Origin of the sequence: Xenophilus arseniciresistens (genome assembly GCF_028023875.1) — a bacterium.
GTDB classification, from domain to species: Bacteria; Pseudomonadota; Gammaproteobacteria; order Burkholderiales; family Burkholderiaceae_C; genus Xenophilus; species Xenophilus arseniciresistens.
Window position 1 is genome coordinate 95504 of the sequence record NZ_JAQIPB010000011.1, and the last position, 13975, is coordinate 109478.

Below are 13975 nucleotides of genomic sequence, written 5' to 3' on the forward strand. Positions count from 1 at the left end.
GGCTTTCAGTGCAGCACGCGCGGGCTGCTGCCGCCGCCATGGCCGCCGCTGCCGTGCAGGGCTTCGGCCTCGAGCAGGAACAGCGGGACGTCGACGTCGATGCGCTCGCCATGCTCGCTGACCACGAAGAAGCTGCCGTGCATGGTGCCGCTGGCGGCCTTGAGCCGGCAGCCGCTGGTGTAGCGGAAGGATTCGCCCGGTGCCAGCAGCGGCTGCTGCCCCACCACGCCCAGGCCCTTGACCTCCTGCGCATGGCCCGAGGCGTCGTTGATCAGCCAGTGCCGCGCGATCAGCTGCATGGCCACGGCGGCCACGTTGGTCACGGTGATGGTGTACGAGAAGGTGTACAGGCCCGCCTCGGGCGCGGACTGGTCCGCGAGATAACGCGGTTCGACCTCGATGCGCAGGGGTGGGGTGGACATGGCGGCGATGTTAACAACCGCCTTCGCGCCTGCCTGCGAGAATCCGCGCCCATGAGCAGCCCCACCTTCCGCATCGCGCCGTCCATCCTGTCGGCCGACTTCGCCCGCCTGGGCGCCGAAGTGAGCGACGTGATCGCCGCCGGTGCCGACTGGATCCATTTCGACGTGATGGACAACCATTACGTGCCCAACCTGACCTTCGGCCCGATGGTGTGCGAAGCCCTCAAGCCCCATGCCAAGACGCCCGCTGGTCAGGCCGTGCCCATCGACGTGCACCTGATGATCCAGCCGGTGGACGCGCTGGCCGCCGCCTTTGCCAAGGCCGGCGCCGACTACATCAGCTTCCACCCCGACGCCTCGGCCCACACGCACCGCAGCATCCAGGCCATCAAGGCCGCGGGCTGCAAGGCCGGGCTGGTGTTCAACCCCGGCGCGGGGCTCGAAGCGCTGGACTGGGCGATCGACGAGATCGACCTGATCCTGATCATGAGCGTGAACCCCGGCTTCGGCGGCCAGAGCTTCATCGACTCGGCGCTGCGCAAGATCGAGCAGGCACGCAAGCGCATCGAGGCGAGCGGACGCGACATCCGCCTCGAAGTGGACGGCGGCATCAAGACCGAGAACATCGCGCGCGTGGCCGCCGCAGGGGCCGACACCTTCGTGGCCGGCAGCGCGATCTTCAATGCGCCCGATTACGCGGGCGTGATCAGCGCCATGCGCGCGCAGCTGGCGGGCTGATCCGCCGCGCGCACGGCGCCTTCGTCAAGGCGCCAGCTTGCGGCGCAGCTTGTCCATCACGGGGCCGCGGTCGGTGTCCTGCAGGCCGCGCTCCACGTCCTCATGGGCCTGGCGGCCCACGCGCGTGGGCTGGCCGTCGGTCGGGCTCTGGCTGTCGGCCGACTGGTCGTGCTCGTGCGGCAGGCGCGGCGCGGGGTCTCCGTCCTGTTCGGCGCGCGTGTCGCCGTTCTTGACCGCTTCGTCGTCCTTGTGGGCGGGGTCGGTGGGCACGGGATGTGGCGGGTGGGGTCTGTCGCTCATGGCGGCCTCCTTGTCCTGGATGTGAAAAGGGCTTGGCTTCCCATGCTGGCGCCGCGGGCGCATGCCGCCGGTAGGACTTGCCGGGCAGCGCCTGTCAGCCGTGCCGGCGGATGCCACACCCCATAATGGCCGCATGCCGCGCACGCCCACTGACGACACCCTGCGTGTCCTGAGCTTCCACGCCCTGCAGCCCGGGCCGCGGCTGCTGGTGATGGGCGGCGTGCACGGGGACGAGACCTGCGGCACCGCGGGCATCGAACGCCTGCTGGATGAACTGCAAAGCGGCGCGCTGGCGCTGCAGCGCGGGCAGCTCACGCTGGTGCCCATCGCCAACCCGCTGGCGCGCCGGCGCCTGGCGCGCGAGGGCGAACGCAACCTCAACCGCAGCTTCGCGCCCACCGCCCAGCCGCAGGACAACGAAGACCGGCTCACGCAGCAACTGGCCCCCGTGATCGCGCGCCACGAAGTGCTGCTGGACCTGCATTCCTTCGAAAGCCCGGGCGAGGCCTTCTCGATGATCGGCCCGCGCGACAACCCGGGCCCGCTCGAGCCCTTCGCCCGCGCGCAGGAAGAAGGCCGGCTGGCCTGGCACATCGGCACGCCCACCATCGTCGAAGGCTGGCTGCAGATCTACGCCGACGGCCTGGCCCAGCGCAGCGGCGGCAAGGCCCCCACGCCAGAGCAACTGGCCTTCGGCCTGGGCACCAACGAATACATGCGCAGCTGCGGCGGCTATGCCGTGACGCTGGAATGCGGCCAGCACCTGGATGCGCAGGCGCCCGAGGTGGCCTGGCAGGCCATCCGCCGCACGCTGGCGCTGCTGGGCATGGCCGCGCTGCCGCCCGCGCTGGCCCAGGCCCGGCCGCGCACGCCGCGCGTGCTGCAGCTGCAAAGCGTGGTAGACCGCCTGCATGCCGACGACCGCTTCGTGCGCGAATGGGCCACCTTCGACGCCGTGCACGCCGGCCAGACCGTGGGCCACCGCGCCGACGGCACGCCCGTGGCCGCCCCGGGCGACGGCTTCATCGTGTTCCCCAACACGCTGGCGCTGCCGGGCGCCGAATGGTTCTACTTCGCCACGGCCAGCGAGCGGCGGCTGGACGACGAATAGACCACAGCCGCTGGCGCTGCGGCTGCCACTCACGCCGCGAACGCGGGCACTCCTACAGCGGGGCCTGCCGCGCATGAACTAGGGTGCAACAAGGTGCCCCCCGGGGGCTGCCCTTCGCCCTCTTCAAGCATGCCCATGGCTTCCTCGTCCACCCACACTTCCGCCCCCGCGCCGCGCGTGCTGTGGAAGGGCGCGATCAGCTTCGGCCTGGTCCACATTCCAGTTGCGCTGTACTCGGCCACGCAGGACAGCGGCATCGACTTCGACTGGCTGGACAAGCGCAGCATGGACCCGGTGGGCTACAAGCGCATCAACAAGCGCACGGGCCGCGAGATCTCGCGCGAGCACATCGTGCGCGGCGTGGCGCAGGAAGACGGGCACTACGCGGTGCTGAGCGACGCCGAGATCAAGGCCGCCTATCCGCGCACCACGCAGACCATCGAGATCGAGCATTTCGTGCCGGCCGACGGCATCCCCTTCCTGTTCCTGGAACGGCCGTATTACGTGGCGCCCATCCACAAGGGCGCCAAGGTCTATGCGCTGCTGCGCGAGGCGTTGCGCAAGTCGGGCCGCATCGGCGTGGCGCGCGTGGTGATCCAGACGCGCCAGCACCTGGCCGCGCTCGTGCCCATGGGGCCAGGGCTGGTGCTCAACCTGCTGCGCTGGGGCGCCGAGATCCGGCCCTGGGAAGGTCTGCCGCTGCCCGCGGACGGCATCAAGAAGGCGGGCCTGAGCGAGCGCGAACTCAAGATGGCGCAGGCGCTGATCGACGACATGGCGGCCGACTGGAACGCCGACGACTACGAGGACGAGTTCCGCGAGCAGATCCTGGCGCTGGTGGCGCGCAAGGTGAAGGCTGGCCAGACCGAGGCCGTGACCCAGCCCGAAGCCGCCGAGGGCCAGGCCCCGGCCGGCGCGCAGATCGTGGACCTGACCGAGCTGCTGCAGCGCAGCCTGCGGGGCGGCAAGCGCACGCCGGCCAAGGCGGCCGCCGACAAGGCCGAACCCGAAAAAGCCGCGCCGGCCAGGCGCGCGCCCGCCCGCAAAAGCACCTCCACCGCCGCGCGCAAGAAGAAGAGCGGCAGCAGCGCGTCGCGCACGCCCGCGCGCAAGGCGGCCTGAGGCTGCGCGATGGCCAGGGCAGCCAAAGGCAGCGCCACGACGGCCGGCAGCGCCAAGACGGCCGCAGAACAAGCCGTCAAGGCCGCGCTGGACCCCTACCGCCGCAAGCGCGATTTCGCCAAGACCCGCGAGCCCGCCCAGGGCGGCGATGCCGGCGTGGGCGGGCTGCGCTTCGTCGTTCAGAAGCACCATGCGCGCCGCCTGCACTACGACTTCAGGCTGGAGCTGGACGGCACGCTCAAGAGCTGGGCCGTGCCCAAGGGCCCCTGCCTGGACCCGAAGGTCAAGCGCATGGCGGTGCAGGTGGAAGACCATCCGCTGGCCTATGGCGATTTCGAAGGCGACATCCCGCCCGGGCAGTACGGCGCGGGCCACGTGATCGTCTGGGACAAGGGCCAGTGGCTGCCCGAGGGCGATGCGCGCAGCGGCCTGCGCAGCGGCAAGCTCAAGTTCGAGTTGCGCGGCCACAAGCTGCAGGGCCGCTGGACGCTGGTGCGCATGCACGGCAAGGCCCGGCAGGAGGAACGCCAGCCGGCCTGGCTGCTGATCAAGGAGCAGGACGCGCAGGCCCGCCCGCTGGACGAGTACGACCTGACCGAGGCCGAGCCCGACAGCGTGCGCAGCCTGCCGGCGGCGCCGGGGGCGGTTGCACCCGAACCCGCGCCGGAAACCGCCCCCAAACCCGCCAGGGCCAGCCGCCGCGCAGCCCTGCCCGACACCCTGCAGCCCCAACTGGCCACACCGGCCGATCACCCGCCCGCCGCCGCGCAGCGGGCCGACTGGCTGTGGGAGCTCAAGTACGACGGCTACCGCCTGCTCACGCACATCGATGCGGCCGGCCGCGTGCGCTGCTTCACGCGCAACGGCCATGACTGGAGCGCGCGGCTGCAGCCGCTGGTGCGCGCGCTGCAGCAACTGCCCGTGCGCGCGTGCTGGCTGGACGGCGAGATCGTGGTCGAGGGCGAGCAGGGCGCGCCCGACTTCCAGGCCCTGCAGAACGCCTTCGACCAGGGCCGGACCGAGGCGATCGTCTACTGGCTCTTCGACGCCCCCTTCCTGGCGGGCGAGGACCTGCGCGACCAGCCGCTGGCGCTGCGCCACGCGCAGCTGCAATCGCTGATGCAGGCGGTGCCGCTGCCGCCCCTTCTGCGCCTGAGCGAAGTCTTCGACGCGCCGCCCGAATCACTGTTGGCCGCGGCCGCGAAGCTGGGCTTCGAGGGCCTGATCGGCAAGCGCGTGGACGCGCCCTATCAGTCGCAGCGTTCGCCTCATTGGATCAAGCTCAAGCACCGGCTGCGCCAGGAGTTCGTGATCGGCGGCTACACCGAGCCACAGGGCGCGCGCAGCGGTTTCGGCGCGCTGATGCTGGGCGTGCATGCGCAAGAGGGAAGCCGCCGCGTGTTGCGCTGGTGCGGCAACGTGGGCACGGGCTTCGATGCGCGGCAGCTGGGTGTGATCCACCAGCGCCTGCGCGCGCACGAAAGCAGCCGCTGTCCTTTCGATCCGCCGCCGGCCGGCATGCACGCGCGCGGCGCGCACTGGGTGCGGCCCGTGCTGGTGGCCGAGGTGGCGTTCGGGCAGTGGACGCGCGAGGGCCGCGTGCGCCATGCCGTGTTCCAGGGCCTGCGCGAGGACAAGCCTGCGCGCGAGATCGTGCGCGAGGCGCCCGGTGTTGAGCCCGCTGCGGCGCCGGCACCGGCGCAGGCCAGGGCCGTGCCCACGGTCCGCCATGCCCCGCGCATCACCCATGCCGAGCGCGTGATCGACAGACACAGTGGCGCCACCAAGGGCGAACTGGTGGCCTGGTATGCCCAGGCCGCCGCGCAGATGCTGCCGCACCTCAAGGGCCGGCCCGTGGCGCTGCTGCGCGCGCCCGCGGGCGTGGGCGGCGAGGTCTTCTTCCAGAAGCATGCCAAGGAACAGCAACTGCCCGGCGTGCGCCAGCTCGACCCGGCGCTGGATCCGGGCCACGCGCCGCTGCTGCAGATCGACCAGGCCGCCGGCCTGCTGCAGCTCGCGCAGCTCAACACCATCGAGCTGCACACCTGGAACGCGCGCTCAGACCGCATCGCCCAGCCCGACCGCCTGTGCTTCGACCTGGACCCGGGCGAAGGCGTGGCCTGGGAGTGCGTGCAGGAAGGCGCGCTGCTGCTGCGCACGATGCTGGAGGAGCTGGGCCTGGTGCCCTTCCTCAAGACCAGTGGCGGCAAGGGCCTGCATGTGGTGGTGCCGATCCGCCGCGGCCCGGATTGGGATACGGCCAAGGGCTTTGCGCAGGCCGTGGTGGCGCATCTGGCGCGCACGCTGCCCGATCGCTTCGTGCAAAAGAGCGGCCCGCGCAACCGCGTGGGCCGCATCTTCGTGGACTACCTGCGCAACGGTTTTGGCGCCACCACGGCCTGTGCCTGGTCGGTGCGCGCGCGGCCCGGCCTGGGCGTGTCGGTGCCCGTGGGCTGGGACGAGCTGCCCCAGCTGCGCAGCGGCGCCCACTGGGGCCTGCGCGACGCGCCGGCCCGGCTGGCCGTGGGCAACACCCCCTGGGCGGCGATGGCGCGTTCAAGCCGCGCCCTGGGCGGCGCGATGCGCGTGCTGGGCTACACGCCCGGCGCGGATTGACGCGCCGGGCTCAAGGCGCCACCAGCTCGGTCAGCACCGAGAAGTGCCGCAGCTGGTGTTCGCCAAAGACCATGGTGATGGGCACGTCGGCCGCGTCGCGCCCATGCGCGATCGGGATGCGGCCGATGCGCGGGCGGTTGTGGCGCGCGTCCATGGCATGCCAGGCGCCGTCCAGCCAGACCTCGAACCAGGCGCTGAAATCCATCGGGTAGGGCGCGGCCGGCACGCCGATATCGCCCAGGTAGCCCGTGACGTAGCGCGCCGGGATGTTCAGGCAGCGGCACAGCGTCAGCGCCAGGTGCGTGAAGTCGCGGCACACGCCCACGCCCTCGCGCCAGGCGCCCAGGGCGCTGCGCTGGGCGTGGGCGCGCTGGTAGTCGAAGCGCAGGTGCGCATGCACGAAGTCGCACACGGCCTGCACCTGCGGCCCGCCGCGCGGCAGGTGGCCGAAGCGCGCCCAGGCCAGGGCCATGAGTTCGCTGTCCACCTCGCAATAGCGGCTGGGCAGCAGAAAGCCCAGGGTGTGCGGCGGCAACTGCTCGACCGCGCAGGCGGCCAGGCCCAGCGGCAGGCGTTCGGGCTGGCCGCTGTCATGCAGGGTGGCCCGCGCATGCAGGCCCAGGCGGCTCACGCCCGCAGGCACCTGCACGCGCAGGCAACGGTTGCCGAAGCTGTCCTCGTAGTGCTCGCGCGGCAGCGGCGGATCGAGCTGCGGCGCATCGCTGCCTTGCAGAAGATCGTGCGCGCGCGAGCCATGCACTTGCAGCAGCGCCACCACCGCGGTGGGGCCCTGCAGTTGCAGTTCGATGTCGTAGCCGATGCGAATGAGCATGCTGGTGCCTGCGGATGAAGAAGAAAGAAAGTGAGGCGCCCCCGATCTTGGCGCAGCCCGGGCCTGCGGCCTGCACTCGCAAGGCCCGGGTGCGCGTAGGCAGCGCGGCCCCCGGGTCGGCGTTTTCCTACTTGGGGCAGTCGGCGTTTCCCACGGTCGCGGGCGCGCCGCCACTACGGGCGCGCGAGCGCGGCGCCCCTAAGCTTCCGGTCACACCGCAGCAGCAGGGCAACCGGCCTGACCGGCACAACGAAGCGCGGCGCCTCTTCAACGTCCTTGTACATGTCCATCTTTCCAGGAGCCCCCATGGACTTCGCTGCCAGCCTCTTCTCCCAGTGGCCCCCGCACCTCGACGAATGGTTGATCTGGGGGGTGGCCGGTGCCGCCGCCTGCATCGCCGTGGTGGCCCTGGTCAATGCGCTGGAGATCTTCTTCGACAGCGAGATGTCCTGATCCGCTGATCCCGTGTTCCGCTGCGCTGGGCGCGGCCTGTTGATTCCTCTTCCCATCCATGCCCAGAAGCAGCGCTTCCCCTTCCCGCCCCTCATCCTCGCGCCGCGCCGCGGCCGCGCCGGCCGACGCCACCCAGGCCAAGCAGGCCCAGCTGGCCCAGGCCAGCCAGGGCAGCGAGCTGCCCCTGCCGCACCTGAGCACCAACCAGGGCGTGCGCATCGCCGACAACCACAACTCGCTGCGTGCGGGTGCGCGCGGCCCCACGCTGCTCGAAGACTTCATCCTGCGCGAGAAGATCACGCACTTCGACCACGAGCGCATTCCTGAGCGCGCCGTGCATGCGCGCGGCAGCGCGGCGCATGGGCACTTCCAGGTCTACAAGTCCATGTCGCAGTTCACCTGCGCGGACTTCCTGCAGGAGCCGGGCCAGAAGACGCCCGTGTTCGTGCGCTTCTCCACCGTGGCCGGCGGCGCCGGCTCGGCCGACACCGTGCGCGACGTGCGCGGCTTCGCCGTCAAGTTCTACACGCGCGCCGGCAACTACGACCTGGTGGGCAACAACATCCCGGTCTTCTTCATCCAGGACGCGATGAAGTTCCCGGACCTGATCCATGCCGTCAAGCCCGAGCCGCACCACGGCATGCCGCAGGCCGCCAGCGCGCATGACACCTTCTGGGACTTCGTCTCGCTGATGCCCGAAACCACCCACATGCTGATGTGGGCCATGAGCGACCGCGCCATCCCGCGCAGCCTGCGCATGATGCAGGGCTTTGGCGTGCACACCTTCCGCTGGGTCAACGCCCACGGCGAGGCCCATTTCGTCAAGTACCACTGGACGCCCAGGTTGGGCAGCCACGCCCTGGTGTGGGACGAGGCGCAGAAGATCGCCGGCAAGGACCCGGACTTTCACCGCCGCGACCTGTGGAACGCCATCGCCCGCGGCGACTTCCCCGAATGGGAGCTGGGCGTGCAGCTGATTCCGCAGGACAAGGAACACAGCCTGGGCATCGACCTGCTGGACCCCACCAAGCTGGTGCCGGCCGAACTGGTGCCCATCACGCCCGTGGGCAAGCTGGTGCTGGACCGCAACCCCGACAACTTCTTCGCCGAGACCGAGCAGGTGGCCTTCCACCCGGGCCACGTGGTGCCGGGCATCGACTTCAGCAACGACCCGCTGCTGCAGGGCCGCCTGTTCAGCTACACCGACACCCAGCTCTCGCGTCTGGGCGGCCCCAACTTCCACCAGCTGCCCATCAACCGCGGCGTGTGCCCGGTGCACAACTTCCAGCGCGACGGCATGCACCAGCAAAGCGTGCCCCAGGGCCACGTGGCCTATGAACCCAACACCCTGGGCAACGGCGGCGAGTTCCGCGTCGATGGCGACAGCGAGGGCTTCGTGAGCTGGCCCGAGGCCGTGGAGTCGCCCAAGCAGCGCGTGCGCAGCAGCAGCTTCGACGACCACTTCTCGCAGGCGCGCCTGTTCTTCGCCAGCCAGAGTGCCGCGGAGCGCGAGCACATCGTCGCGGCCTTCCGCTTCGAGCTGGGCAAGGTGAGCGTGCCGGCGATCCGGCAGCGCGTGGTGGACAACCTGGCCCATGTGGACGAGAAGTTCGCGCGTCGCGTGGCCGAGGCGCTGGGCATCAACCCGCCCGACGCCAAGGCCGCCGCGGGCCGCGCGGGCTTCAGGCACGGCAAGGCCGAGCTGCCGCTGGAGGAAGCGCCTTCGCTGCGCATGGTCGGCACGGGCGACGGCTCGGTGCGCACGCGCCAGATCGCCATCCTGGCGGCCGATGGCGTGGACTCCGCCTCGCTCAAGGTGCTGCGCGAGGGCCTGACGGCCGCGGGCGCGCAGTGCACCGTGGTCGGCCCCTGGCTGGGCGCGGTGCGCAGCGCCAGCCAGCGCAAGCTCGAAGTGGACGCCACCTTCGCCGGCATGCCTTCGGTGATGTTCGACGCCGTGCTGCTGCCCGCGGGCGCGCAGGCCGCGCAGGCGCTGCTGGGCATGGGCGAGGCCGTGCACTTCGTGCATGAGGCCTTCAAGCACTGCAAGACCGTGTGCGCCGTGGGCGAGGGCGCGCAACTGCTGGCCGGGCTGGGCGTGACCGCCGACGCGCGCGAAGCGCCGGCCGGCGTGCTGATCTGCCCCACGCCGGCCGTGAGCACGGGTGACACCGAGGCCGCCGCGCTGATCGTGCAGCAGTTCGTGCAGGCCCTGGGCCGGCACCGCCACTGGGAGCGGGCCGGCGTGGACCGCGTGGCGGCCTGAGAACAGGTTCTGAGACATCCCCTATGCCCTTCGCACTAGCCCGCATCCCCCGCATCTAGGCCATCTTGAGAATGGGCCGCCCGCCCGCCCATTCCTAGACTCCCGCCCATCGTTCATCCGGGCGCCGGCGCCGCCGGAGTGCTGCTGCATGACTGTGGCATGCCCCGCCACGAACGGTATCGCGGGGGTCGAATGCACGGGTCAAGTGGGCAAGAAAAGGGGCTGGTCGCAGCGCGGCCGGGGTTCAAGCGCAAGTGGATCGGTTGGCTGCTGTGGGCGGGCTGCACGGCAGCGATGGCCCAGGCACCGGCCGTGCCGGCCGATGCCGAGGCCGTGGCCACGCGCCAGTCCGAGGCGCGGCTGGCAGACAGCGACACGCTGCTGGCGCTGACCAACGAAGGCGCCGTGCTCTACGCGCAGGACAAGGTCAAGCTCAGCGGCTACCAGTATTGCAGCCAGGCCGTCGCGCTGGCCGAAAAGGGCGAGTTCCGCCAGAGCGTGCGCGCGGCCAGCAAGGCCCTGCACCTGGCCAACACCACCAAAGACCCGAACCTGCTGGCCCTGGCCAACCGCGACCTGGCCATCGTCTTCAGCTACGCGGGCCAGTCCGAGAAAGCCGAGCAGTTCGCGCGCGAGGCTCTGCGCCATCAGGCACGCGAGCCGCAGCTGGTCGTGGGCCCCGCCCACAAGGTCATCGGCGACGTGCAGGTGCGCCGCGGCGATGCGGCCGGCGCCGTGGCCAGCTACGAAACCGCGCTGGCCAACAGCTCGCCGCGCTACGCGCCGCTGGTGCAGGCCTCGCTGGTGCGCGCGCTGATCGACCAGGGCGACACCGCACGCGCGCGCACCCTGCTCGACGGCCTGCCCACGCCGCGCGAGGCCACGCTGGCCGCGCAGATGGACCGCACCCGCGCCCGGCTGCTGCTGGCCGAAGCCAGGCCCGCCGAGGCGCTGGCGCTGTTTCGCTCCCTGACCGAGCGGCGCGTGGACACCGAGACCGAGTACTACCGGCTGTGGGCCTGGGACGGCGTCTCGCGCAGCGAACTCGCGCTGGGCAACAAGACCGAAGCCGCCGCCGCCATGCAGCGCGCGCTGGACGGCTTCGACAAGGTGCGTTCCCGCTTTCGCAGCGAGGAATTCAAGATGGGCGTGTTCTCCGACCTGCAGTCGGTCTTCGAGCGCGCGGTGGACCTCTACAGCGACATGGGCGACGCCCGCCGTGCGCTGGAGGTGAGCGAGCGCAGCCGCGCCCGCGCGCTGCTGGACGCCGTGCGCGGCCGCGCCGCCGTGCCCACCGATGCGGCGCAGACCGTCGAGCTGGCCCAGCTGCAGCGCACCTTGCGCCCCGACGAGCGCGTGGTGCAGTTCCATTCGCTGCCGCAGCAGCTGCGCGTGTGGGTGATCGGCCCCGACAGCCTCGAGGCCAAGACCCTGCCCATCAAGCGCGAGGAGCTGGTGGAACTGGTCGACACCTTCCGCAACTCGGTGGTGCGTGGCCGGCGCGTGGCCGTCACCAACGCCGAGCGCATGGGCCAGGGCCTGTTGGGCTCGCTGGGCCTCAAGAGCGGCCAGCGCCTGATCTTCGTGCCGCACGGCGCGCTGCACTACCTGCCCTTCCAGGCCCTGCGCCTGAACGGCCGCTACCTGATCGAGGATCACCCCGTGGCCGTGGCGCCATCGATGAGCCTGGCGGTGCAGCTGGCCCAGCGCTCGCCGCAGGTGCCGCCCACGCTCACGGCCTTCGGCAACCCGCTGATCGAGGCCAAGTACGACCTGCCGGGCTCCGAGGCCGAGGTCAAGCGCCTGGCGCAGCTGTTCCCCAGCAACAACGTGTTCATGGGCGCGCAGGCCACCAAGACCCAGTTCCGCGACGTGGCCAGCCGCGCGCCCATCATGCACGTGGCCGCCCATGCCGAGGCCGACGAGGTCGACCCGCTGTACTCGCGCATCCTGCTGGCCAACGAAGGCGGCAAGCAGAACTTCCTCGAAGCGCACGAGATCCTCGAGATGCCCATGCAGCGCACCGCGCTGGTCACCCTCTCGGCCTGCGAATCGGGCCTGGGCCGCATCGCGCAGGGCGACGAGGTGCTGGGCTTCACGCGCTCCTTCCTCACGGCCGGCAGCTCCAGCCTGATCGCCTCGCTGTGGCCGGTGTCTGACGACGCCACCGAAGTGCTGATGACCACGCTGTACGGCGAACTGGCCAAGGGCCGTGACCTGCAGAAAGCCATGCAGGCCGGCCAGTTGGCCGTGCTGCGCAATCCCAAGATGGCCCATCCCTTCTTCTGGGCCCCGTTCAACCTCATCGGCAACTGGCGCCTGACCGTGGGAGCCGGGGCATGACGCGCATGAACCCCCGCCACCCGAGCCACCGCACCACCCACAGCCAGAGCGAGCCGACCATGAAGCCGCGCCACCGAAACTCCCTGGCCTGGGCCGCGGGCACCCTGTGCGCGCTGATGGCCCTGCCGGGCTGGGCCCAGAACCCTTCGCAGAGCCTGCCCGGCGGCACGCCGCTGCTGCCCACGGCCGACCCGTGCAGCAGTTGCGCCGCGCCCACGGGCCAGGGCGCGCCCGCCGTGCCGCAAGGCCAGCCGGCCGCCGCCGCTGCCGGTGCCGGCGCCACCTTCCGCCTCAACGACCTGCGGCTGAACGGCGCCGAAGCGCTGTCGGCCGAGGAACTGCGCAGCACCACCGCGCCCTACATCGGCCGCGACGTGGCGCTGGCCGACCTGGAGGCGCTGGCCCAGGCCATCACCCAGCGCTACCGCGACCGCGGCTACTTCCTGGCCCAGGCCGTGGTGCCGGTGCAGACCGTGCGCGACGGCGTGGTGGAGATCAGCATCATCGAAGGCCGCATCGGCAATGTGGAGGTGATCGTCGCGCCCGATGCGCCCATCAGCGAGGCGCGCGTGCGCGCGCTGCTGGCCCCCGTCGCCTCCGGGCAGGTCATCAACGCGCCGGCCTATGAGCGCGCCATGCTGCTGCTGGCCGACCAGCCCGGCCTGCGCGTGGGCTCCACGCTGTCCGAAGGCTCCACGCCCGGCACCAGCGACCTGAACGTCGAAGTCAACCCCGGCCCGCGCTGGCAGTTCAGCGCCGAGGCCGACAACCACGGCACCAAGGAATCGGGGCGCTTCAGGGTGGGCGGCACGGCCCGCCTGAACAGCCCCTTCGGCATCGGCGACAACCTCGACGTGCGGCTGCTGGTCTCGAACGGCAATGCGCTGAACCTCGGGCGCGTCTCTTACGAGGCGCCGCTGGGCGGCAGCGGCCTGCGCATGGGCGTGGGCGCGGCGCGCGTGAGCTACGACGTGGGCGGCGAGTTCGCCGAACTCGGCGCGCAGGGCAAGGCCGACGTCTTCGACGTTTCGCTGAGCTACCCGCTGATCCGCCAGCGCCGCCAGAACCTGTACCTGCGCCTGGCGGCCGACAGCAAGCAGCTGACCGATGAATACACGGCGCTGTACTTCCAGGCCCGCAAGCGGGTGCGGGGGCTGGGCCTGGGCTGGGCCTGGGAGCTGCGCGACGACTTCCTGGGCGGCGGCTACTGGGCCAGCGCCGGCACGCTCTATCACGGCAAGCTCTCGCTGCGCGACTTCGACAGCCAGCAGTTCGACGCCGGCGTGGGCGGCCACAACACGGCCGGCGGCTTCAGCAAGGCCACCTTCCAGTTCTCGCGCCTGCAGGGGATGTTCCCGGGCCATTCGCTGTACCTCTCGCTGGGCGGGCAGTGGGCCAACAAGAACCTCGACGCGTCCGAAAAGCTCTCTCTGGGCGGCGCGCGCGCCGTGCGGGCCTATGCCTCGGGCGAGGTGCTGGTCGACCAGGGCCTGATCGGCATGGTGGAGTGGCGCTGGGCACTCAACGACGAATTCACGCCCTTCGTGTTCTACGACGCCGCGCGCGGGCGCCAGGTCAAGGACCCGACGATCTTTGACGCGGTGCCCAACTCGCGCAGCCTGCGCGGCGCGGGCATCGGCCTGAGCTGGACGCGCCCGGGCAACTTCGCCATCAACGCCACGCTGGCCTGGCGCGCCGGCACCGAACCCGGCCGCACCGATGGCGGCGGGCGCAACCCGCGGCTGTACGTGCAGGCGCAAAAGACCTTCTGA

Annotated in this window: 11 protein-coding genes; 8 read left to right on the forward strand and 3 right to left on the reverse strand. The window is 71.2% G+C overall.

Annotation, left to right across the window (positions count from 1 at the left end; genetic code table 11):
- Positions 1 to 5: 5 nt before the first annotated feature.
- Positions 6 to 422, reverse strand: a complete 417-nt coding sequence (gene apaG / locus PGB34_RS20345) for a Co2+/Mg2+ efflux protein ApaG (protein ID WP_271429939.1) — start codon at positions 420 to 422, stop codon at positions 6 to 8.
- Between the two features lie 51 nt (positions 423 to 473).
- Here apaG and rpe point away from each other — a divergent pair, with 51 nt between their 5' ends.
- Positions 474 to 1160 (forward strand): ribulose-phosphate 3-epimerase, encoded by a 687-nt coding sequence (gene rpe, locus PGB34_RS20350; protein WP_271429940.1) that lies wholly within the window; start codon positions 474 to 476, stop codon positions 1158 to 1160.
- Positions 1161 to 1184: 24 nt separating this feature from the next.
- Here the strand turns inward: rpe and PGB34_RS20355 are convergent, their stop codons facing one another.
- Positions 1185 to 1460, reverse strand: a complete 276-nt coding sequence (locus tag PGB34_RS20355) for a hypothetical protein (protein ID WP_271429941.1) — start codon at positions 1458 to 1460, stop codon at positions 1185 to 1187.
- 133 nt (positions 1461 to 1593) lie between these two features.
- Between PGB34_RS20355 and PGB34_RS20360 the strand changes: the two genes are divergently transcribed.
- From PGB34_RS20360 to ligD, 3 genes are all read left to right on the forward strand, one after another.
- A complete protein-coding gene (locus tag PGB34_RS20360; protein WP_271429942.1) occupies positions 1594 to 2571 on the forward strand; it encodes a succinylglutamate desuccinylase/aspartoacylase family protein in 978 nt (325 codons plus the stop codon).
- Between the two features lie 135 nt (positions 2572 to 2706).
- A complete protein-coding gene (gene ku / locus PGB34_RS20365) occupies positions 2707 to 3693 on the forward strand; it encodes a non-homologous end joining protein Ku (RefSeq protein WP_271429943.1) in 987 nt (328 codons plus the stop codon).
- A 9-nt stretch (positions 3694 to 3702) separates the two neighbouring features.
- The gene (gene ligD, locus PGB34_RS20370; RefSeq protein ID WP_271429944.1) at positions 3703 to 6309 is read left to right on the forward strand and encodes a DNA ligase D; all 2607 of its coding nucleotides are present in this window, start codon (positions 3703 to 3705) and stop codon (positions 6307 to 6309) included.
- 10 nt (positions 6310 to 6319) lie between these two features.
- Here the strand turns inward: ligD and PGB34_RS20375 are convergent, their stop codons facing one another.
- The gene (locus PGB34_RS20375) at positions 6320 to 7141 is read right to left on the reverse strand and encodes a transglutaminase-like domain-containing protein (protein WP_271429945.1); all 822 of its coding nucleotides are present in this window, start codon (positions 7139 to 7141) and stop codon (positions 6320 to 6322) included.
- Positions 7142 to 7447: 306 nt separating this feature from the next.
- Between PGB34_RS20375 and PGB34_RS20380 the strand changes: the two genes are divergently transcribed.
- The 4 genes from PGB34_RS20380 to PGB34_RS20395 all read left to right on the forward strand — a co-directional run bounded on the left by PGB34_RS20380 (position 7448) and on the right by PGB34_RS20395 (position 13975).
- Positions 7448 to 7594, forward strand: a complete 147-nt coding sequence (locus tag PGB34_RS20380) for a hypothetical protein (RefSeq protein ID WP_271429946.1) — start codon at positions 7448 to 7450, stop codon at positions 7592 to 7594.
- 58 nt (positions 7595 to 7652) lie between these two features.
- Entirely contained in the window at positions 7653 to 9860 is a 2208-nt protein-coding gene (locus PGB34_RS20385) for a catalase (RefSeq protein ID WP_271429947.1), read from the forward strand.
- Positions 9861 to 10154: 294 nt separating this feature from the next.
- The gene (locus PGB34_RS20390; RefSeq protein ID WP_271429948.1) at positions 10155 to 12203 is read left to right on the forward strand and encodes a CHAT domain-containing protein; all 2049 of its coding nucleotides are present in this window, start codon (positions 10155 to 10157) and stop codon (positions 12201 to 12203) included.
- A 5-nt stretch (positions 12204 to 12208) separates the two neighbouring features.
- Positions 12209 to 13975, forward strand: a complete 1767-nt coding sequence (locus PGB34_RS20395) for a ShlB/FhaC/HecB family hemolysin secretion/activation protein (protein ID WP_271429949.1) — start codon at positions 12209 to 12211, stop codon at positions 13973 to 13975.